Source organism: Jannaschia donghaensis (assembly GCF_001403795.1).
Taxonomy (GTDB): domain Bacteria; phylum Pseudomonadota; class Alphaproteobacteria; order Rhodobacterales; family Rhodobacteraceae; genus Jannaschia; species Jannaschia donghaensis.
Map to the genome: position 1 here is coordinate 656,590 of NZ_CXSU01000012.1, position 20,267 is coordinate 676,856.

At 66.0% G+C, this 20,267-nt stretch carries 15 protein-coding genes and 1 pseudogene; 7 read left to right on the forward strand and 9 right to left on the reverse strand.

Annotated elements, in window-relative coordinates:
* Window positions 1–18 precede the first annotated feature (18 nt).
* The 4 genes from JDO7802_RS12485 to JDO7802_RS12500 are packed head-to-tail and all read right to left on the reverse strand — an operon-like array spanning window position 19 to window position 5,032.
* Window positions 19–579: a sarcosine oxidase subunit gamma gene (locus tag JDO7802_RS12485; protein ID WP_055086060.1), complete on the reverse strand. Its 561-nt coding sequence runs from the start codon at window positions 577–579 to the stop codon at window positions 19–21.
* Complete coding sequence (locus JDO7802_RS12490; protein WP_055086062.1) at window positions 572–3,511, reverse strand: sarcosine oxidase subunit alpha family protein; 2,940 nt, start codon at window positions 3,509–3,511, stop codon at window positions 572–574. The genes JDO7802_RS12485 and JDO7802_RS12490 overlap by 8 nt, the downstream gene beginning before the upstream one ends.
* Window positions 3,508–3,765: a sarcosine oxidase subunit delta gene (locus tag JDO7802_RS12495; protein WP_055086064.1), complete on the reverse strand. Its 258-nt coding sequence runs from the start codon at window positions 3,763–3,765 to the stop codon at window positions 3,508–3,510. Before JDO7802_RS12495 ends, JDO7802_RS12490 begins: the two co-directional genes overlap by 4 nt.
* A gap of 10 nt (window positions 3,766–3,775) precedes the next feature.
* Window positions 3,776–5,032: a sarcosine oxidase subunit beta family protein gene (locus JDO7802_RS12500; protein WP_055086066.1), complete on the reverse strand. Its 1,257-nt coding sequence runs from the start codon at window positions 5,030–5,032 to the stop codon at window positions 3,776–3,778.
* Between the two features lie 242 nt (window positions 5,033–5,274).
* On the opposite strand from JDO7802_RS12500, the gene JDO7802_RS12505 reads away from it, so the two are divergent.
* The 4 genes from JDO7802_RS12505 to JDO7802_RS12520 all read left to right on the forward strand — a co-directional run bounded on the left by JDO7802_RS12505 (window position 5,275) and on the right by JDO7802_RS12520 (window position 10,438).
* On the forward strand, window positions 5,275–5,931 hold the full coding sequence (locus JDO7802_RS12505; protein WP_055086068.1) for an ABC transporter permease: 657 nt from the start codon (window positions 5,275–5,277) through the stop codon (window positions 5,929–5,931).
* 10 nt (window positions 5,932–5,941) lie between these two features.
* Window positions 5,942–7,060: an ABC transporter ATP-binding protein gene (locus JDO7802_RS12510; RefSeq protein WP_055086070.1), complete on the forward strand. Its 1,119-nt coding sequence runs from the start codon at window positions 5,942–5,944 to the stop codon at window positions 7,058–7,060.
* Window positions 7,060–7,917 carry an ABC transporter permease gene (locus JDO7802_RS12515; RefSeq protein ID WP_245624185.1) on the forward strand — a complete coding sequence of 286 codons (858 nt, stop codon included), beginning with the start codon at window positions 7,060–7,062 and terminating at the stop codon, window positions 7,915–7,917. Before JDO7802_RS12510 ends, JDO7802_RS12515 begins: the two co-directional genes overlap by 1 nt.
* 103 nt (window positions 7,918–8,020) lie before the next feature.
* Complete coding sequence (locus tag JDO7802_RS12520; protein WP_055086072.1) at window positions 8,021–10,438, forward strand: GcvT family protein; 2,418 nt, start codon at window positions 8,021–8,023, stop codon at window positions 10,436–10,438.
* Here the strand turns inward: JDO7802_RS12520 and JDO7802_RS12525 are convergent.
* Entirely contained in the window at window positions 10,421–11,296 is an 876-nt protein-coding gene (locus tag JDO7802_RS12525) for a LysR family transcriptional regulator (RefSeq protein ID WP_055086074.1), read from the reverse strand. The two genes, JDO7802_RS12520 and JDO7802_RS12525, sit on opposite strands and share 18 nt — an antisense overlap.
* A gap of 133 nt (window positions 11,297–11,429) precedes the next feature.
* Here JDO7802_RS12525 and JDO7802_RS12530 point away from each other — a divergent pair, with 133 nt between their 5' ends.
* The 3 genes and pseudogenes from JDO7802_RS12530 to JDO7802_RS12540 form a co-directional block, all read left to right on the forward strand.
* Window positions 11,430–12,968, forward strand: a complete 1,539-nt coding sequence (locus JDO7802_RS12530) for a trimethylamine methyltransferase family protein (protein ID WP_055086076.1) — start codon at window positions 11,430–11,432, stop codon at window positions 12,966–12,968.
* Window positions 12,969–13,057: 89 nt separating this feature from the next.
* Entirely contained in the window at window positions 13,058–13,951 is an 894-nt protein-coding gene (locus tag JDO7802_RS12535) for a GlxA family transcriptional regulator (protein ID WP_187298135.1), read from the forward strand.
* A gap of 794 nt (window positions 13,952–14,745) precedes the next feature.
* Window positions 14,746–15,063: pseudogene (locus JDO7802_RS12540) on the forward strand (transposase); the annotation flags it as partial.
* Window positions 15,064–15,103: 40 nt separating this feature from the next.
* On the opposite strand, the gene JDO7802_RS17680 reads toward JDO7802_RS12540, so the two are convergent.
* The 4 genes from JDO7802_RS17680 to JDO7802_RS12555 all read right to left on the reverse strand — a co-directional run.
* A complete protein-coding gene (locus JDO7802_RS17680; protein ID WP_083481150.1) occupies window positions 15,104–15,337 on the reverse strand; it encodes a tyrosine-type recombinase/integrase in 234 nt (77 codons plus the stop codon).
* 700 nt (window positions 15,338–16,037) lie between these two features.
* On the reverse strand, window positions 16,038–16,895 hold the full coding sequence (locus JDO7802_RS12545; RefSeq protein WP_055086080.1) for an alpha/beta hydrolase: 858 nt from the start codon (window positions 16,893–16,895) through the stop codon (window positions 16,038–16,040).
* Between the two features lie 77 nt (window positions 16,896–16,972).
* Window positions 16,973–20,023 (reverse strand): efflux RND transporter permease subunit, encoded by a 3,051-nt coding sequence (locus tag JDO7802_RS12550; RefSeq protein WP_055086082.1) that lies wholly within the window; start codon window positions 20,021–20,023, stop codon window positions 16,973–16,975.
* Window positions 20,020–20,267: permuted SH3 domain-containing protein (locus JDO7802_RS12555; RefSeq protein ID WP_497706862.1), on the reverse strand; the 248-nt coding region annotated here is incomplete at its 5' end. The genes JDO7802_RS12550 and JDO7802_RS12555, both read right to left, overlap by 4 nt.

Below are 20,267 nucleotides of genomic sequence, written 5' to 3' on the forward strand. Positions count from 1 at the left end.
CGGGGAGGGCCAGCGCCCTTAGCCGGGTGTATCCATCCCGCCCGCAGTCTCCAGCCGCTCCACCAGGTCGCGCGCAAAACCCCGGTAGGCCAGCAGCCGCCATTCGTCTTCGGCCCGGCGGTGCAGCGTGACGCCGATGCCATCGAACGTCGTTTGCGCGCAGGCCCCGATGGGAAAGGCCGTGTCGTGCAGGTCGATCGCGATGCCCTTCGACAGGATCCAGCGCGCGCGCGGGCCTTCGAGGTCGAGCGCGACGCGGGCGTGAGACAGGTCGGTGACGACGCCCGTCTCGGGCGGGATCCGTGACAGACGGTCGAAGAGGTCGGGGGTGTCGGAGGATAGCAGCGCCGTGTTCGGCCCGATGTCGAGCGCCGCCACGCCGTCTTTCGTCTTACTGCCGCAAGGCGCGGGCATGGGCGGCAGGCTTGCAGCGTCCAGTGCCGTCGCCAGCGCGTCCGATCCGCCGGGCCAACCCGCAACTTGGCAGAGTGACCCAAGGTGCACTTCGGTTAGCGTCGCGTGGTGCAGGGGGGCGAAGGCATGGTCCGCAATGGGCGAGAGGGCTTCGATGTCAGGCACGCAGGCGATCTCCCTCGGGGTCGACGAAATGGGGCGAGACGACTTCGACAGGCACGCTCTCGTCCTTCAGGGGATAGGCCGCGTCGAGATGCTCGCCCATTCGGTCGGGCCCGTTGCGGAGCAGCGCCAGCGCGATCTCCGCGTCCAGTTCGGGGCTGAAGGTCGTGGAAGTGACGTGGCCCTGCGGCCGTCCGTCGGACCCGACCAAATGCGCGCCGGGCCGGATCGGTGCGCCCGAGCGCGACCGCAATCCAACCAGCCGGGGTCGAGCCCCATCGGTCAGCGCGGGGCGATGCATCATCGCCGAGCCGACATAGGCCTTCTTGGTGGAGGCGAAGCCGGCGAATCCAAGGTCGTGTACCGTCGTGCGCCCGTCGAGCTCCGCGCCCGAGATGTGGCCCTTCTCGATCCTCAGCGCGCCGAGCGCCTCGGTGCCGTAAGGCACGATCCCGTGCGCCTCGCCCGCCGCCATGATCGCCGCCCAGACACCGGCCCCGTGATGCGCGCCGCAGAACACCTCGTAGGCCAGCTCGCCCGAGAACGACAGCCGCGCGACGGTCACCGGAACGCCGCCCAACGTGCCCCGCGCGATCCCCATGAAGGGCAGCGTGTGCGTGGCGAAGTCGACGTCCGCGATCAGCCCTGCCAGCACATCGCGCGACTTCGGCCCGGCGACGGCCATGCCGGCCCATTGTTCGGTCACGGATGTGAGGCGCACGCGCAGGTCGGGCCAGGCGGTGGCGAGCAGAACCTCAAGATGCGTGAGGACGCGACCGGCATTCGCGGTGGTCGTCGTCATCAGGAAGCGATGCTCCTCCAGCCGCCAGGTCGTGCCGTCGTCCAGCACGATGCCGTCCTCGCGCAGCATGATGCCGTAACGCGCCCGTCCCACCGGCAGCCTGGCGAAGCCGTTGACGTAGACGCGGTTCAGGAATTCCGCCGCATCCGGCCCCGCGACTTCGATCTTTCCCAGGGGGGAGACATCGACGATGCCGACACCCGCGCGTACGGCCCGCGCCTCCCGGATATAGGCGTCGCGGATCGTCTCGCCGTCCCGCAAATAGGCACGGGGCCGCATCCATTGGCCGGCCGCGACCCAGAGCGCGCCATGGGCCGCGTGCCAGTCGTGCATCGGCGTGCGACGGACGGGGGCCAGATGCGCGCCGGTCTCTGCCCCGGCGAGCGCGCCGAGGGCCACGGGCGTGTAGGGCGGACGGTAGCGGGTGGTGCCGGCCTGCGGCACCGGGATGCCCCGCGCCTCGGCCATGAGCGCGAGGCCGTTGAGGTTCGATGTCTTGCCCTGATCGGCCGCCATGCCCAGCGTGGTGTAGCGCTTGAGGTGTTCGACCGCCTCAAACCCCTCGCGCTGCGCCAGCATCACGTCGTCGGCGGTCACATCGTGCTGCAGGTCGACGAAGGCCTTGCCCTTGCCCGGCACCCGCCAGAGCGGCAGGGGATCGGTCGGCACGAGGTCGTCGCGGGCCAAGGTCGGTTCGGCCGGTGCGGCATCGAAGTCGCAGGCCGCGGCGGCGCGGATGCCGGCCTCGGCGCCCTGCGCGAAGGTCTCGGTCAGGGCGCCGAGGCCGCCGACGCTGCCCGCGATCTGCCAGCGGTCGGGCAGGGTACCGGGCAGGAAGCTCGCCTGGTCCTCCGACCAGACGGGTTTGCCGCCGCCCTGGCTGGTCAGGTGGAGGTTCGGCATCCACCCGCCCGAGACGGCCAGCGTGTCGCAGTCGATCCGGAGGCCGCCGGTCAGCGTTATGCCGGTCAGGCGCGACCTACCCCGTGTGGCGCAGACGGTCGCGCCGGTCTTGTGGCGCGCGCCGGTGGCGGCGACGACGGCACAGGCCTCGGCCGACACCTGCGGTCGCGCGTCGATCACGGCGGCGATCCCGACACCGGCGGCATGCAGATCCCGCACGGTGCGGTACGCGCCATCATGCGTGGTGAAGACGACGACGCGGCGGCCCGGCGCCACGCCCCAGCGGGTGGCGTAGGTGCGCGCCGCTTCGGCCAGCATGACGCCCGGACGGTCGTTTCCGGGAAAGACGATGGGCCGTTCGGTGGCGCCCGCCGCCAGCACGATCTGCAGTGGCCGGATCAGCCAGTGGCGCTGCCGGGGTGCGCGGCCCGGCGCGGCGACGTGATCGGCGACGCGCTCCACCGCGGCGAATTGCCCGTCGTAGTGGCCATAAACGGTCGTGCGTGGCAGGGCGGTCACCCAGGGTAGCGCGGCGAGGTCGGCTTGCGCGGCCGCGGCGAAGGCGGCGGAGGGCTGGCCTTCGATCTCGCCCGCGTCTGAGAGCAGATGGCCGCCGAAGCGCTCGCCTTCGTCCGCGATGACGACGCGAGCCCCCGTCCCGGCGGCCGCGCGGGCCGCCGCGAGGCCCGCCGGCCCCGCCCCGATCACCAGCACGTCGCAGTGAAGATGCGCGGTCTCGTAGCGGTCCGGGTCGGGTGCCAGGCTGGCCTTCCCCATTCCGGCGGCGCGTCGGATGATCGGCTCGAAAAACTTGGTCCATGTGCCGCGCGGCCCGCCCATGAAGGTCTTGTAATAGAAGCCCGCCCCGAAGAGCGGCCCGGCCAGGCCGTTGACCGCCATCGCGTCGAACCGCAGCGAGGGCCATGCGTTCTGCCCCGATGCCACCAGCCCGTCCCAGAGCGGGATCATCGGGGCCTTTGCGTTGGGCTCGGACCGGGCACCATCGCGCAGGGTGACGAGCGCTGATGGCTCCTCGGACCCGGCCGAGACGATGCCGCGGGGGCGGTGGTACTTGAACGAGCGGGCCAGGACGTCGACGCCCTCGGCCATGAGCGCCGAGGCCAACGTATCGCCCTCGTACCCGTCGAAGCGGCGACCATCGAAGGTGAAGCGCAGCGGGCGGCTTCGGTCGATGCCGGTGCCGCCCTGGTCGAGACGATAGCCGCTCATGCCTGCGTCCCCGCCATGGTCGCGCCGAAAATCTCGTGCGTCACGGTATCGCGCCGCACGGTCAGGACCGAGCGGCAGCCGGCGGTGTGCTGCCAATGTTCCGCGTGCCGGCCCATGGGGTTGGTGCGCAGGTAGAGGTAGTCGGCCCAATCGCCCTCCGGTGCGTCGAGTATCGGGCGGTTGCGCGTGGCGTCGCCCACATAGGTGAATTCGGCGAGGTCGCGGAGGCCGCAGTGGGGGCAGGGGATCAGCATCGCGGGGCCTTCAATGAAGCTGAGGAGAGGGGCCTATGCCCTTCTCGTCGAGGGTTCGGCCGGCGGCGAAGCGGTCGAGGCGGAAGGCGGCATTGAGCGCGTGGGGTTCGTCGCGGGCGATGGTGTGGGCGAAGCAGAAGCCCGAGGCGGGCGTTGCCTTGAAGCCGCCATAGCACCAGCCCGCATTGAGATAGAGGCCCGGCACCGGCCCGACGTCGATGATGGGCGAGCCGTCCATCGACATGTCCATCACGCCGCCCCAATGCCGCAGCAGCCGCAGGCGGGCGAGGTTGGGGAACATCGACACCGCCTCGGCGGCGACATGGCGGATGACGGGCATGTTGCCGCGCTGCGCGTAGGAATTGTAGCCGTCGATGTCGCCCCCGAACACCAGCCCGCCCTTATCGGACTGGCTGATGTAGAGGTGGCCCGCGCCGAAGGTGACGACCGTGTCGATCAGCGGCTTGAGTGGTTCGGAGACGAAGGCCTGCAGCACGTGGCTTTCGATCGGCAGGCGATCGAGGCCGGCGAGGCGCATCAACTCGGACGTGTGCCCCGCCACGGCGACGCCCACCTTCGGAGCGCGGATCGCGCCACGCGTCGTTTCGACCCCGACAATCCGGTCGCCGTCGCGGATGAAGCCCGTCACGCCGCAATTCTCCAGAATGTCGACGCCGAGCTTGTCCGCCGCCCGCGCATAGCCCCAGGCGACGGCATCGTGGCGCGCGGTGCCAGCGCGCGGCTGGATCATGCCGCCGACGATGGGAAAGCGCGCGCGGTCCGAGACATCGAGACCGGGTAGGCGGGCGGCGACCTCCTCGCGGGTCATCAGCTCCGCGTCGATCCCCTCGAGCCGCATGGCGTTGCCGCGCCGCGCGAAGGCGTCCATCTGCGCGGACGTATGGGCGAGGTTTATGACGCCGCGCTGCGAGAACATCACGTTATAGTTGAGCTCCTGGCTCATCTCCTCCCAGAGCTTCATCCCGAGCTCGTAGAAGCGCGAATTCTCGGGCAGCATGTAATTGGAGCGGATGATCGTGGTATTGCGCCCGACATTGCCGCCGCCGATCCAGCCCTTTTCGACCACGGCGATATTGGTCAGCCCGTGTTCCTTGGCGAGGTAGTAGGCCGTGGTCAGGCCATGTCCGCCGCCGCCCACGACGATCGCGTCATAGGCGGGCTTGGGCGTCGCGGCGCGCCACTGGCGGGGCCAGCGCGCGTTGCCGGTCAGGGCATTCGCGACGAGCGAGAAAACGGAATGGCGCATCCGGGTCGGACCTCCTCGCGTATAGTTTAGAGGCATCCTGGCGGAAGGGGAGTAGTATCGCAGAACCCGGTCGATGATATCGGCAGGGCCGATGATCCCGGTCGCGCGCCGGGCGATATGGTCGGAATCTGCCGGGGGGCCGTCGGGTCCTGCGCCGTGCCGGGCCGCCGGGGCGGAAAACACTAGGGTGGGACACCTCGTCGCGGTACGTTGCTGGCGATCCTGCGGAACCCGGGGGCCGAATGGAAATCCTGAGCTATATCTTCGACAACCTCGGCCTGATCGGCGAGCGGACGCTGGAGCATATCGCGATCGTGGTTGTCGCCGTGGGCCTCGCCATTCTGACGGGCGTCCCGCTGGGCATCGCCATCACCCAGAACCAGCGCGCCGCCGACATCGTGCTTTACGTCGCGGCGATCATCATCACGGTGCCGTCGATCGCGCTCTTCGGTGTGATGATCCCGATCCTGTCGGTGATCGGGCAGGGCATTGGCTACCTGCCGGCCGTGATCGCGGTGCTCCTCTATTCGCAGTTGCCGATCATCCGGAACACCTACACCGCTATCTCCAACGTCGATCCCGCCCTGCGCGAGGCGGCCAAGGGCGTGGGCATGACCCCGTTCCAGCGGCTGCGCCAGGTGGAGATTCCACTGGCCGTGCCGGTCATCATGGCGGGCGTGCGGACCGCCGTCGTGATGAACATCGGTGTCGCGGCCATCGCCGCCTACATCGGTGCAGGTGGCCTTGGCACCTTCATCAGCCGCGGCATCAGCCAGACAGATCCGCGGCAGTTGATCACCGGGGCACTGGCCGTCTCGGTGCTGGCCGTTGCCGCTGATTTCGGCCTGCTCTGGCTGCAGAAGAAACTGACGCCCCGGGGCATCCAGATCCCCCGCTGAAGGACATGTCATGATCCGTTTGGAAGACCTTACCAAGATATTCGAGACGCCCGCCGGCGAGGTCGTGGCCTCGGACCGGGTGAACATGGAAGTGCCAGAGGGCGAGATCTGCGTGTTGCTGGGCCCCTCGGGCTGCGGCAAGACGACGACGATGAAGATGGTCAACCGGCTGGTGTCGCCCACCTCGGGCAAGATCTACATCAACGACAAGGACACCGACGCCTACGATCCGATCAAGCTGCGCCGCACGATCGGCTACGTGATCCAGCAGATCGGTCTGTTCCCCAACAAGACCATCGAGGATAATATCTGTGCCGTGCCCGACCTTCTGGGGTGGGACCGCAAGAAGTCGCGCAAGCGGGCGTCGGAGCTTCTGGAGATGGTGGCGCTCGATCCCGGCACCTTCCTCAAGCGCTATCCCAAAGAGCTTTCGGGCGGGCAGCAGCAGCGCGTCGGCGTGATCCGGGCGTTGGCCGCAGACCCGCCAGTGATGCTGATGGACGAGCCGTTCGGGGCCATCGACCCGATCAATCGCGAGGTGATCCAGGACGAGTTCCTTCGGATGCAGGGTGAATTCAAGAAGACGATCATGTTTGTGAGCCACGACATCGACGAGGCGGTCAAGATGGCCGACAAGATCGCCATCTTCGACGCCGGCAAGCTGATCCAGTATGACGCGCCCGATGACCTTTTGGCGCATCCGAAGAATGCTTTCATCGCCGATTTCGTGGGCGGCGACCGGACGCTGAAACGCCTGCGCCTGATCACGGTGGGCGAGGCGATGATGGCCGATCCGCCCAAAGTCACCGCCGAGGAAACGCTGGACAAGGCGACCAAGCTGATGGAGGAGCACGGCCATATATCGGTTGTGATGACGGGGCCGAAGGGCCGCGCGCGGGGCATCGTCTATCTGGCGGATGCGCGGGGGGCCAAGGGAAAGGTGGGCGAGCATCACCACAAACTGCCCGCGACGATCCACATGCGAGAAGACCTGCGCACCGCCGTGTCGATGATGTTCACCCACGACGAAACCTCGCTGGCCGTGGTCGACGACGACGGGTTCTACAAGGGATACGTTACGCAGCGGGGCATCACGCACCTGCTGGGTGCCACGTATCGTGACACCTGATGGCCCGCACCACCAGACCGGCCACGCTGGACGCGATGGAGACGGAGACGCCGGGGCGTTCGGGCGTGCTGGGCGTGCTACGCTCGGGCATCGACCGGATGGCCGGCTCGACACTGCTGGCGGCGGCGATCGAGGGCGATCAGGTCGGCCGCGCCTGGCGCTGGATGGTGCTTGCGGCGATCTTCGCCTCCGGGGCCTGGGCCTGGGCGTCCGGGCTTCTGCCCGACATCCTCGCGCTGCAGGAAGATATTCTTTACCTCCTGAATCAGCACATCGGCATGGTCGTGATCTCGGGCGGGCTGGCCATCGCGATCGGCATCCCTTTGGGCATCTGGCTGTCGCGTCCGTACATGCGCAGATACGCCGAAAGCCTGATGCAGATCCTCAATATCGGCACCACGATTCCAACGCTGGCGATCCTGGCGCTGTCGATGAGCGTGCTGGGCATCGGCACGACGCCCGCGATCTTCGGGCTGTTCGTCGCGACGCTCTTGCCGATCGTGCGTAACGCCTATGCCGGGTGCCAATCGGTGCCGCCGCATCTGATCGAGAGTGCGACGGGCATGGGCATGACGCCGCTGCAGATCCTGCGGCGAGTCGAAGTGCCGAACGCCCTCTTCGTGATCTTCGCGGGCGTGCGCACGGCGCTGGCGATCAATGTCGGTACCGTGCCGCTTGCCTTCCTGATCGGCGGCGGCGGCCTGGGGGAGCTGATCTTCCAGGGCATCGCGCTCAACGATTTCGGCATGATGCTGGCGGGCGCGATCCCGACGGCGCTGCTGGCGATCCTCGTCGATTTCCTCCTGGCGCAATGCCAGTACTGGCTGATCCCGCGGGGTGTGAACCCGCTCCGTTGACCGATCGAGACCCTGATCCATCCGGGTCATCGGCCTCGAATGTGTCGCGGGAAACGGCGTCATCCCCATCCTATGCTCGGGCAAACGCTGCGGAGATCCGACCATGAAGACCCATGCCCAAGCCGTCGTCATCGGAGGCGGCCTCGTCGGCTGCTCGATCCTCTATCACCTGGCCAAGCTGGGCTGGTCCGATGTTGTCCTGCTGGAACGGGACGAACTGACCTCTGGCAGCACCTGGCACGCGGCGGCGAATATCCACGGCCTGCATGACAGCACCAACATCAGCCGCATCCAGCATTACACGATGAACCTCTACAAGGAGTTGGAGGCCGAGACGGGTCAGGGCTGCGGCGTGTTTCAGCCCGGCTCGCTCTACCTCGCCCAGACCGAAGAGCGCGAGCACCAATTGCGACTGCAGGAGGCGAAGGCGCAGCTCTACGGCCTCAACTTCCGCGAGGCGAGCCGCGACGAGGCGCAGGAACTGCACCCTTTGGCCAATTACGATGGCATCCGCTGCATCATGTACGAGCCCGATGGCGGCAACGTCGACCCCTCGGGCGTGACCCAAGCCTATGCCGCTGGCGCCCGGAAGCTCGGCGCGCAGATCGAGCGGTTCTGCCCGGTGACGGCGACCGAACAGCAGCCCGATGGCACTTGGATCGTGCGCACGCCCAAGGGCGATATCAACACGCAATGGGTGGTCAATGCGGCCGGTCTCTGGGGTCGGGAAGTGGCGGCGATGGCGGGCATCACCCTGCCGCTGCAACCGACCGAGCATCAGTATTTCGTCACCGAGACCATGCCTGAGATCGCGGCGATGGGCCGCCGCCTGCCGTCCATCGCCGACCGCGATGGAGAGTATTACCTGCGCCAGGAGGGCCAGGGCCTGCTGATCGGTGCCTATGAGAAGGATGTGCGCTTCTGGGCCGAGGAGGGCACGCCGCAGGGGTTCGGGCACGAGCTTTTCGCCGACGACCTGGAGCGGATCATGGAGAACGTGTTGCGCGCGATGGACCGGGTGCCGGCCGCCGCCGTGGCGGGGGTCAAGCGCGTCATCAACGGGCCTATGATCTGGTCGCCCGACTCCAACGCGCTCTATGGGCCGGTGCCGGAACTCAGGAACTACTTCTGCTGTACCGGCATCATCCCCGGCTTCTCGCAATCGGGCGGGCTGGGTCTGATGAGCGCGCAGTGGATCATCGATGGCGAGCCGCAGTACGACATGTTCGCCTGGGATCTGGCGCGGTTCGGCGATTGGGCCGACAAGCGGTTCACCAAGGCGCGGGTCGCCGACCAATACGCGCACCGCTTCTCGATCCATTTCCCCAACGAGGAACGCAGCGCCGGACGCCCCGCCCGCGTCCGTGGCACCTACGACGATATGAAGGCGCGGGGCGCCGTCTTCGGGATGAACTGCGGGTGGGAGCATCCGCTGTGGTACGCCAATACGCCTGGGGTCGAGGAGACCATCGGCTTCACGCGCCAGAACTGGTTCGAACCGGTCAGCGCCGAGGCGCGGATGCTGCGCGAGCATGTCGGCGTTATCGACATCTCGAACTTCGCCAACTACGTCGTGCGCGGCCCGGGGGCGCGCGACTGGCTCGACGCGCTTTTCGCCAATCGGATGCCGCGCGAGGTGGGGCGGTCCTGCCTGACGCCGCTGATCGGGGTGCGGGGCGGCATCGCGGGCGATTTCACGGTCACGATGGTGGCCGAGGACGAATTCATGGTCATCGGCTCGGGCATGGCCGAACGTTACCACCAGCGGTTCTTCAACGCGCTGCCCCTGCCCGAGGGGACGACGTTCGAGAACCGGACGGACACGACCTGCGGCTACAATATCGCAGGGCCGAAAGCGCGCGACCTGCTGCAACGGCTGACCAATGCGGATCTGTCGAACGAGGGGTTCCGCTTCATGCGCTCGCGCACGATCGAGGTGGGCGGCACCCGCTGCCTTGCCCTTCGGGTCAGCTTCACCGGCGATCTGGGGTGGGAGCTGCATTGCGACGCTGCCGACCAGGCCGTTTTGGCGAAGACGCTGCTCGACGCGGCGGTCGATCTGGGGGGCGGGCCGGTGGGCAGCCGCGCGCTCGGTGTGCTGCGCATCGAAAAGGGCTACGGCAGTTGGGGTCGGGAATATTCGCCGGAATACTGGCCTCAGGAGGTGGGCCTGGATTTTTTGGTGAAGCCCGAGAAGGAATTTCTCAACAAGGCCGCCTGGATGAAGGTAAAGGACAAGATCCCTCGTGAACGCCTCGTGGCCTTCGAGCTGGACGTGACCGAGGGCGCGGATGCCAGCGGCGGCGAGCCGGTGTTCCTGCCCGATGGCACGCCCGCGGGCCGCGTCACCTCGGGGGCCTATGGCGCGTCGGTGGGCAAGTCGCTGGCGCTGGGATTCATCAAGGACGGTACCGCGCAGCCCGGCGACGACGTGCACGTCTATGTGTTGGGCAAGCCTCATACAGGCCGCGTGCTGACGCAGCCGGCCTTCGACCCGGAGGGACTACGGCTCCGCGCCTGACGCCAGGAACGCGTGAAGCAAGCGCGCTTCGCGGGTCGCGAGCAGGCTCTCGTCCGACAGGGCTGTGACCCAGGGGCTCTCCACATCATCGAGCGGCGCGATCAGCAGGCCGCGCGCGATGAAAGGCGCGGCGGCGGCGGCGGGCACGACGGCGAGGCGATTGCCGCGCGCCGCCATCTCCATCGCGACGTTGAGCGAGTTGGTCCGTGTGCCGCCGCGCGGATCGAGGGTGTCGAGCTGGAAGTGACGCCCGACCGCCGCCCAGTAATCGGGCCGACCGAGGTTGTGGATCAGACCCGCCTTCGCGATCTGCGCGGGCGCGGCGAAGGGCCCCCCGTCGATCACTGCATCGGGTGCCGCCAGCACGCGCAGCCGGTCGGTCCAGAGCACGGTTGCCGATTTCGGCAGGTCGTTTGCGAGTGCCGAGACGATACGAATGTCGGCTACCTCCGGATCCTCGTCCTTCCAGACGCGCCCGTGCACGGTGACGGCGATGTCGGGATGCACCTCCGCGAAGGCGGTGAGGCGATCAGTCAGCCAGTTCGAGGCGAGGCTGATCGGGCAGGAGATGACAACGCGGCGGTCGTGGCGCGGCGACATGATCGCCTCGGTCGCCGCATCGACCTGCGCCAGTGCGTAGCGCACCGTAGGCAGATAGGCCTCGCCCAAAGAGGTCAGCGCCAGGCTGCGCGCGAAGCGCACGAAGAGCGGCCGACCGATGAATTCCTCGAGCGATCGGATGTGACTGCTGACCGCCGATTGCGTGTAGTTCAGCTCGTCGGCGGCCGTCGTGAAGCTGAGGCTGCGGGCGGCAGCTTCGAAGGAGCGCAGGTGATTGAGGTGGGGCAGATGGTTCATGGGATCGATCCTTACATGTCATCCTGCGCCCATGGTATCGTTTCATCGACCCCACTGGGCGTCTTTTCATCGCGTGTCAGGCGCGGGCTCCGTCCCTAGACTTCACGCGATCCATATTTCGAGAGGGGCAGAGATGGCACGCGAAGGACGCAAGGGCGGGCGCAGAGGCAATGCCGATCGTGCCGGGACGGGCATACAGCAACTGCCGTGGCGGCAGGCCCACAACACCTACCGCCCGATGGAAGTTGTCACCTCCGAACAGCTCGAGATGATCCACGACACTTCGCTGCGGGTTCTGTCCGAGGCCGGGATCCGCGTGATGAGTCCCACGGTCATGGACCTGTTCGAAGGCGCGGGGGCTATCGTCGACCGCGACACGATGACGATCCGCATCGATGCCGAAATCGTGGACCAGGCGCTTAAGACCGTGCCCGAAAGCTTCGACATGGTTGCCCGCAATCCGGACAAGCGCATCACGATGGGCGGCACCGCGATGAACTTCGGCCTGGTTGCCGGGCCGCCCAACGTACACGACATGATCGGCGGCCGGCGGCAGGGCAACCACGCCGATTACGTCAACTTCATCAAGCTCGCGCATCACTTCAACGCGGTCACCATGATCGGCAATCAGGTCTGCGCGCCTATGGAAATGCCCGCGAACCAGCGGCATCTGGACACCTACCTGGCCAACATCACCTATTCCGACCTCACCTTCCACTGCACCGCCATCGGGCGGGGCCGGGCGATGGACGGCATCAACATGATGGCGATCAGCCGGGGCATCACGCCGGAGCAGATGGCCGAAACGCCGGGTGTCATCACCATCATCTCGGTCAATTCCCCGCGCCTTCTGGACGAGGCGATGACCGACGGTCTAACGGCAATGGCCGAGCACATGCAGCCCGTGACCATCACGCCCTTCACCCTGATGGGCGCGATGACGCCCGTGACGCTGCCGGCGGCGATGGCGCAGCAGAACGCCGAGGCGCTTTTCGGCGTGGTGCTGACGCAGCTGGTGAAGCCGGGCGCGCCGGTGATGTACGGGGCCTTTACGTCGAACGTCGACATGAAATCCGGCGCGCCTGCCTTCGGGACCCCCGAGAACACCAAGGCGAACATCATCGCCGGGCAACTGGCCCGCCGCTACGGCATCCCGTACCGGACATCGAACGCAAACGCGTCGAATACCGTGGACTTGCAGGCGACCTACGAGACGATGATGTCGACCTGGGGCGCGGTGCTGGGCGGCGCGAACCTCATCTACCACGCGGCGGGCTGGATGGAGGGGGGGCTGACGGCGAGCTACGAGAAGTTCATCCTCGACGTCGAGATCATCCAGAACATGACCGAGTTCCTGCGCCCCATCGACTTTTCCGAGGCCGAATTGGGCCTCGACGCGATCAAGGACGTGCCGACCGGGGGCCACTTCTTCGGCAGCCCGCATACGATGGAGCGCTACGAGACGGCCTTCTACAAGCCGCTTCTATCGGATTGGACGAACTACGAGAATTGGTTGGCGAACGGCGGGCACGACGCGCTGCACCGCGCGACGGCCCTGTGGCAAAGGGCGCTTGAGGAGTATCAGGCCCCGCCAATGGACCTCGCGGTGGTCGAGGCTCTGGACGCCTATGTCGCCCGTCGTCGCGAAGAGATCGGAACCGGAGAACCCTGATTATGGCGAAGCCTCCTTCGTCTTTGCCCTTTAGGTTGGCCCCGGATCACCCGATCGATGTAGCTATGCTCCTCGTGCCCGGCTTCTCGATGCTGTCCACGATCACGGTTCTCGAAACTATGCGCATCGCCAACCGTCTTGCCGAACGGGATGTCTTCGCTTGGTCGACCGCTTCCGAAGACGGCGCGCCGGTCCGATCGTCGCTCGACATGGCCTTTCCCGTCGATGGTCCGCTGGGTAATCCCCGATCTGGATCCATAATTCTGGTATGCGGCGGCACGGACGTGCAGGCGACGGCGTCACGCCAAACGATGGCCTGGTTGCGCAAATGTATTTCTCATGGAGTCTTCGTCGGCGGGTTGTGTACCGGCAGCTACGTTCTGGCCAAGGCGGGCCTTCTGCAGGGGCGGCGCGTCACGATCCACTGGGAACAGAGCGACAGCTTCGCGGAGAATTTCCCGGACGTCGATCTGAGCACTGCGCCCTACGAGATAGATGGTGGCACGCTCTCGACCGCCGGTGGGACGGCAGGCATCGATCTCTTCCTTGAGGTGCTGCGCCAATCAGGTCAGTCGACCCTGGCCCATGAGGTTGCGGCACAATTGATGTACGTCAACATTCACGACCTGCAAGCCCGTTCCGACATCAGGCGCCCGTCGCGAATGAAGGTGCGAAATTCCAAGGTCGTGGCCGCTGTGACGCGAATGGAGGCGAGTGTAGAGAACGTCGTGCCGATCGCAGATTTCGCGGATCATGTGGGGGTCTCGGTCCGACAACTCGAGCGCCTGTTCAAGACCTACATGGGGGGTACGCCGACGCATTACTATATGCGCCTGCGGTTGGATCGAGCGCTGCGTTTGCTGTTGCAGACAGATATGACATTGACGGACGTAGCATTTGCGACGGGCTTCCAAACATCGAGCGGATTCGCTCGCAAGTTCCGCGAGCGGTTCGGGCATCCTCCATCAAAACTGAGGCGCTGATATGCATACTGTGATGTTGCGGCATGTGGGATGGAGACGTCTTTAGGAGAGCTGCCAATTTGTCCTTCGAGGCAACGAGGTCGTAAGAAATAGGTTTGATATGTAAACGAAAAGCTCCTTGGTTCGTCGACGCCTTCGCCTCAAGTTTCAGGGTCACGCCATGAGCGACTTCTGCTGGCCGAGCCACGCTCAATTGGAACGACTTCGCCTATTCTTTCTCAAAAGTCATGGGGTTCCATGGATGAACGACCAGCGCGTCCTTAATGGAATTGTCTTCATCTACCAAAAGGGCTTGCGATGACGCGATACGTCGGAGGGTACGGCTGACATAAATTCCATTCCCCGATTACGGTGGTAGGGCGACATAGGGGCGTTTACTTGGATGATGGTCGGTCTTGCGGCAAGATTCCTGACGACAATACGGTCTCCATCTCCTCTCAGGTCATCACGGTTTGATGCCGTATCACGCAGTGGGCGTCATATATCCGAAGGCGCACCGCAAGGCTTCAAGTCTACGGTCGAAAACGGCGGGCGTGGTTGTCTGATCACTGGCCGGGAGGGTACTTGCGCAGCAAGTATCCCGAGAGAAAGGGCGGAGGAAGGGAGCTATAGACCTGCTCCGCCTTTGGGTCAGCGTTAAAGAGGAGCCTCTGTTCAGAGTTGGTCCTCTTCTGACCAATTGTCATACTCCAGCGGGGTGAACCCATCGTGATCCGTGTGCCGGTTTGAAATGTCCCGCGGAACCTACTTCGTTCTGACGTAGAATTTGCGCAACTTTTCGAAGGAGCAAACGGATGCGACAGACCCGTTTTGCCGAGGCGCAGATCATCGGGATGATCAAGGAACAGGAAGCTGGAATGCCGACGGCGGAAGTGTGCCGCAAGCAGAGCCTTTCTACAAGTTCGATCCGAGTATAGCGGCATCAAGGTGTCTGATGCTGCCAAGCTCAAGGCGCTGTCATACGAGGACACCACGCTCAAGCGCCTGCTGGCGGATACGATGCCCAACAACTTGGTTTTAGAGGACCTGCTGGGAAAGAACCGACGACGCTTTTTGAGCGGTGAGTGGCAGCGCAGTGGGCGACGCGGGATCACGACATTTTGCAGCGCCGGGCAATGGACAATGGCACCGAGTTTGCCAGTTTGGCGATCCTCAATTGAGCCGATAAGAAAAGGGCCGATGGCAATATATCGACCCGAGCAAGCGCCAGCAGAATGCCTTCATCGAGCCATTCAACGGCACGCGATGATCGTTGCCGGTCTTCATCCGCACGGCCGGACAAATCCAGATCCGCGCGTCGAGGTCGACTTCTTCCCAGCGCATGTTGAGGGCTTCGCCCGCCCGCGCACTCGTCAGGCAGGTAAACATCACCGCTTTCGCCGCCATCGCGTTTCGCGACTGAAGGCGCGCATGGAATGCCGGGATGTCCCGCCAAGGTATCGTCCCACGTCTTTCCCATCGCGCTCGTCATTGCTTTCGGGGGGCTTCGGGCTGCACTAGCGCCTCCGTGCGGTAGGGGCGACCGGCACGCATCTGGTTCTTGCCGTCCCGACATGGGCGTGATGATGAGGATCATCTTGGCTCTTGGGAATATGTCAAACCTAACGTCCTGCAGAGGTATAGTCCTGTGAATGGCGGACCTTCGACCCGTGCTGGTAAACGGCAAAAACGTCCCGCAGAGCTGCCGATCAAGCCTACTTCGGGCCGCTCCCGTGCTGAAGGCCTGCTTTGAACAGCGCACCGCGGCGCAGATCGACCGTGCAAAGGTCCGGTATGGGCCGGGAGATCAGGACGTTCCGACAGGCTCTGGATTTGCTTGGCAGAGTGTCTCGAAGTCCCTGACAGATCCTATTGGAACGCGCTGGATGTTTCATGCGGGGGTTCGCATAGGTGCACACAATTTGGACTTCGGGTACAGAGCGGGGATGTCCCGCACCGTCTGCCCCGCCGCATTGGTCTCGACATTTTCGAGCGGACGAACCTCGTCTCCGTCGACGTCTCTGGTGGCTTTCGTGCTTCCTTCGACCGATCCAAACTGGCTCGGCACTGGTTCGTCATCGGCCCGGCGAAGGACATGCCGTTGCCGTTAGCCGTCCGCCAACCTGATTGATCTAATCAACTCGAGTGCAGACGGCGACGTCAACACCGAGAGGTGATCGACCGAGGCGTCTTCCAACCCTGTGAGGTCGAGGATTCGGATGCCGAGGGCCTTGATCGCGGCGAGATCGCCGGTCGAGCCGAGGCGGTCCGGCCGGCCTGACAGGCGGGCGGAGGCGCGCAGGACTGCATCGTCGCGCCGGATGATGACGGCCGTCGGCGGAAGGGGTGCTGCGTCGCGAGCCTGCGAGACGAACACGTCCACGTCGATGTCCGGTTGGATCAGAACGACGCCGCCAAGAGCCGCGTTCAAGGGTGCGCCGCGCAGGCGGGCGCTTCGAAGTGCCTCCATAATGAGGAATGCGCCCATAGAATGGGCGAGGACGATGGACGGACGACCCGCGCGCGCCGCAATTTCGCGAACGAGTTGCTCCCCGGCGCCGCGGGCATGCAGTGCGCTGTCGCGATCCTGGACGTAGCCGCCGTAGCTTGCACCCGACGGCCAGACGAAGGAAATCTGCGGGCCCATGAGGTCGAGGTCTGTCGCGAGTTGCGCATGACGGTAGACGGCCTCGGCGGGCGTGTTGTTGTAGCCGTGGATCCAGAGCGTCGGCTCTCCGGAGTGGCGAAGCTCCGCGTCGAGGCCGGTCCCGTCGAGCCCTTCCGTTCCAGCGAGTGCAAAGCCATCCGGCCCGATGGGCAGCGTCCCCGGCGCACGATCCGTCGGAACGGCGATGTCGAGCGCCGCGTAGCGAAGGGTTTCGCCACGCGCGGCTCCCAGCCCGAGCCCCTCGCGGTTTGTCGCAAGGATGATACGTCGGGCCGGGCCCGCATGGCGCGCGGTCACGAAACGTCCACGGGGGCCACACCCTGTCAGAGCGGTGGCGGCGAGAGCTGCGCAGACCCTGCGGCGCGTCACGCCGGTCATGCAGGAAGAGCCGCGGCGCGCGCCCGGCCCCGCCGGAAGGCGAGGCGGTAGATCGCCGGCACCCAGATCAGCGCGAGCAGTGCCGCCCCACCCAAGCCCCCCATCATCAGGATCGCCATCGGCTCCCAAAGGGCCCCGCCGACGAGCGCCATCGGCAAAAGCCCGAGCACGGTCGTCATCGAGGTAAGAAGGATCGGCCGTAGCCTCTTGCGTGCGGCCGCGACGATGGCCTCGTCCAGATCCTGCGTTTCCCGCTCGATATCGATCTGGTCGATCAGGACGATGGCGTTGTTGATGATGATCCCGGCCAAGGCGATCATGCCAAGAATGCCGAAGAAAGAAAGCGGCTGACCGGTCAGGATCAGGACCGGCCCCACCCCGGCGATCACGAGCGGCACCGAGGATAGCACCACCCCCACCCGCCGAAAGGAGTTGAACTGCATCATCAGCGCCAGAAGGATGACGGCAATGGCGACGGGGGCGCCCGCGCTCAGCTTCTCGCGGACCTCGGACGCATTCTCGATCTCGCCGGCGATGGTGATGGCGTAGGCCGGACCGAGCTCCTGCGCCAGCGTGTCGAGGTCGGCCTGGACGTGGTCGAGCAGGTCATAGGCCGTCAGCGCGTCCGAGATGGCCGAGACAGTCACCTTGCGGACTTGGTCGACCCGGCGGATCTGCGCGAACTCAAGCCGCGGGTTCAGGGTTGCGAGTTGGTCGAGCGCCAGGACCTCTCCATCGGCCTCGATGGCGGCGTTCGCGAGGGCCTCGATACTGGTGCGGTAGCGCGCCGCACCACGAAGCTCGATGGGGATCTGGTCATCGCCGTCGCGGAAAGTACCGATGACGCTGCCATCGAAAAACCCCGCAAGCCCTTCGGCCACGTCGCGCGAGGTCAGGCCGTAGGCGCGCAGCCTGTCCTGCTCTACGTCGACCGTGCCGACGATGCGCTTGCCACCCCAATCGTCGCGATTCTGCACGAGACCTGGCGCATCCGCGAAGGCCGCCCGCACCGTTTGCGCCGCGGCGAGCAGGACGTCCGCGTCGGGGCCGGCGATCTCGACATCGACGCCCGGCTCTCGCCCGCCCATGGCCAGGCGCTTGAGCCGAACCATCGCCTCGGGCATCGCGTCGCGGGCGTGGGCGCGGGCGGCGGTCAGAAGCCGCTCGGAGGCGGCGTAATCCGTGGCGTTGATGACCATGAAGGCGGAGGCCGGGTCGGTGTCGGCGGGGTCGAGCGACAGCACGAAGCGCGGGCCGCCCGCGCCGACGTAGGCGGTGACGTTTGCCGTTTCCTGCCTTGCAGACAGCCAGTCGGAGGAGTCGCGCGCGACCCGTTCCGTCTCTGCGATGTCGGTGCCGCGCGGCATGTCGATATAGGCGAGGAATTGCGGCCGCTCCGAAAGCGGGAAGAGTTGCTGCGGCACGGACGGGAAAAGCGAGACACCCGCCACCACGATCCCCGCCACAAGCGCGGCGGCGAGCAGGGGAAGCCGAACCACCCCCCGGACAAGCCTGGCATAGCCCGCCGCGAGCAGGTTGAAGACCCCGCCGGTCTCGGCCTTCGCCGCCTTGGGCAACAGCCAGCAGGCCAGGCGCGGCAGCAAGTAGAGCGCGGTCAGGAAGCTCCCGAGCAGCATCAGCATCACCACGATGCCGAGCGAATAGCCGTATTCGCCCTCGGTTCCTTCCAACAGGAACAGCGGCAGGAAGGCCGCCACGGTCGTCGTCGACGCGATGGAAAGGGGAACGGCATATTGCCCGCCTGCGGCCAGGGCGGCCGCCTCGCGGTCGGCACCGTCGCGGATGCGGCGCTGCATGTCCTCGACGATGACGACGCCGTTGTCCACCAGCAGCCCCAGCGAAATGATGATCGCCGCGATGGAGACTTGCTGAAGCTCCACACCGAACGGCCCCATCAGGCCGAAGGCGAAGCTCGCGGCGAAGGGCACGATGGACGCCACCACCAGCGCCGAGCGCCAGCCGAGGAACAGCATCATCACCAGCAGCACGACGCCGAAGGTCTGGAACATGTTCAAAACGGCGGCGTCGACGCTTTCGTCCACCACGTCCGGTTGGAAGGTCGAGAACTGCGCCTCGAAGCCCACGGGGCGCTCGTTCGCGAATGCCTCGACCAGCGCGCGCAGCTCGGGCCCGAGCGTGGTGATGTCGACACCCGCGGCCATCTCGACACTCAGAACGATGGCGGGCGCGCCGTTGTGAAAGACGGGGGCGGCGGCCGGCTCCTCCACCTCGCGGCGCACCTCGAAGAGGTCGCCCAATCGCAAAAGGCCCACATCTGGCAGATCGATCAGAAGCGACTCTATCTCGGCCACGCTTCCCAAGTCGCCCGTCGTTTCCAAGGGAACCCGCGCCCCGCCTGAAACCACCGATCCCGACGGCAAGCGCACGTTCTGGCCCTGAATCGCGGCCAGCACCGGATCAAGCGTCGTCCCGATGGCCGCGAGCCGCGCGCGGTCGATCTGGAGCGTCACGACCTCCTGCTGGACGCCGTAGAAATCGACACTCACGATCCCGTCCATCGCATAGAGCCGGTCGCGCAGGTCCTCGCCCGCATCCGCCAGTTCGGGCAGCGAGAAACCCTCGCCCGTCAATGCGATGGTGGCGATGGCCACGTCGCCGAAGTCGGTGTTCACGCGGGGCCCTTGGGTGTCCTCGGGCAGCGTCCCTTCGAGGGCGGCGATATCGTCGCGGATCTCGTCGAAGATACGCTTGAGATCGTCCTTGGGCACGGCGTTGTCGATGTCGACCTGCAGGATCGCGGTTCCGTCGGTCAGTTGCGTGCGCACCTCGTCCACGCCGGGGATGGCGCGGGCGGCTTCTTCCAGCGGTAGGGCGACCAGTTCCTCCAGCTGCTCCAGGCGCAGGCCGGGATTGGCGGCGGTGACGATGGCCGTGCGGACGGTCAGCGCGGGGTCCTCCCGTTTGGGGAAGGTCGCGTAGCTGATCGCGCCAAGCGCGATTACCAGGATCATGACCAGCAGCGTCACGCGCCCGCGTGCCAGCCCCGCCCGCGTAAGCCATGTCATCGCCCCTCCTCCAATCTGGCGGCCTGACCAGGCACGAGGAACGACACGCCCGCCGTCACCACGCGATCACCCGGCGACAGACCGTCGGAGACGAAGATCTCGTCTTCGGCTACGGCGGCGATGGTCACCGTGACCGGCTCGACGTTGCCCGCGTCGCCCGTGCCGCGCCAGACGAAGACGCTGGCCTCACGCGGAAGCGTCGCGATCTGGGCGGGAAGTTGCAGCGCCAAGGCCGAAAGCGGCA

Coding starts and splice junctions, on each gene's coding strand:
- JDO7802_RS17680 (WP_083481150.1), bottom strand. CDS start 15,337: ATGGCGGCGAAAGCGGTGATGTTTACCTGCCTGACGAGTGCGCGGGCG.
- JDO7802_RS12550 (WP_055086082.1), bottom strand. CDS start 20,023: ATGACATGGCTTACGCGGGCGGGGCTGGCACGCGGGCGCGTGACGCTG.
- JDO7802_RS12505 (WP_055086068.1), top strand. CDS start 5,275: ATGGAAATCCTGAGCTATATCTTCGACAACCTCGGCCTGATCGGCGAG.
- JDO7802_RS12520 (WP_055086072.1), top strand. CDS start 8,021: ATGAAGACCCATGCCCAAGCCGTCGTCATCGGAGGCGGCCTCGTCGGC.
- JDO7802_RS12525 (WP_055086074.1), bottom strand. CDS start 11,296: ATGAACCATCTGCCCCACCTCAATCACCTGCGCTCCTTCGAAGCTGCC.
- JDO7802_RS12535 (WP_187298135.1), top strand. CDS start 13,058: ATGCTGTCCACGATCACGGTTCTCGAAACTATGCGCATCGCCAACCGT.
- JDO7802_RS12510 (WP_055086070.1), top strand. CDS start 5,942: ATGATCCGTTTGGAAGACCTTACCAAGATATTCGAGACGCCCGCCGGC.
- JDO7802_RS12495 (WP_055086064.1), bottom strand. CDS start 3,765: ATGCTGATCCCCTGCCCCCACTGCGGCCTCCGCGACCTCGCCGAATTC.
- JDO7802_RS12500 (WP_055086066.1), bottom strand. CDS start 5,032: ATGCGCCATTCCGTTTTCTCGCTCGTCGCGAATGCCCTGACCGGCAAC.
- JDO7802_RS12490 (WP_055086062.1), bottom strand. CDS start 3,511: ATGAGCGGCTATCGTCTCGACCAGGGCGGCACCGGCATCGACCGAAGC.
- JDO7802_RS12515 (WP_245624185.1), top strand. CDS start 7,060: ATGGCCCGCACCACCAGACCGGCCACGCTGGACGCGATGGAGACGGAG.
- JDO7802_RS12530 (WP_055086076.1), top strand. CDS start 11,430: ATGGCACGCGAAGGACGCAAGGGCGGGCGCAGAGGCAATGCCGATCGT.